This is a genomic window from Pseudomonas sp. SIMBA_068 (genome assembly GCF_046534705.1).
Lineage (GTDB): Bacteria > Pseudomonadota > Gammaproteobacteria > Pseudomonadales > Pseudomonadaceae > Aquipseudomonas > Aquipseudomonas putida.
Genome location: NZ_JAWRYI010000441.1, coordinates 1 through 275 on the forward strand (window position 1 = coordinate 1; position 275 = coordinate 275).

At 56.4% G+C, this 275-nt stretch carries 1 protein-coding gene; it reads right to left on the reverse strand.

Translation table 11 applies throughout. The annotated features are described in order from the left end of the window. Positions 1 to 275: efflux RND transporter permease subunit (locus SB756_RS29875; protein WP_410913198.1), on the reverse strand; the 275-nt coding region annotated here is incomplete at both ends.

The window sequence follows — 275 nt, forward strand, 5'->3', positions numbered from 1 at the left end:
TTAAGCTGCTGTCCCGGAACCGGAGGCGTACCGCCCAACTGACCGGCAGCAACCTGGGTGTTCTGCGTATTCAGCGCGCTGATAACATCAACCGGCGTCAGGTTGTAGTTGTTCAGCTTGTGCGGATCCATCCAGATACGCATCGCGTACTGTGAACCGAACAACTGAACATCACCCACGCCCGACGTACGGCTGATGGCATCTTTCATATTCGCCGCCACGTAGTCGGAGATATCCTCCTGCGTCATGGTGCCATCGGTGTTGATAACGCCGAC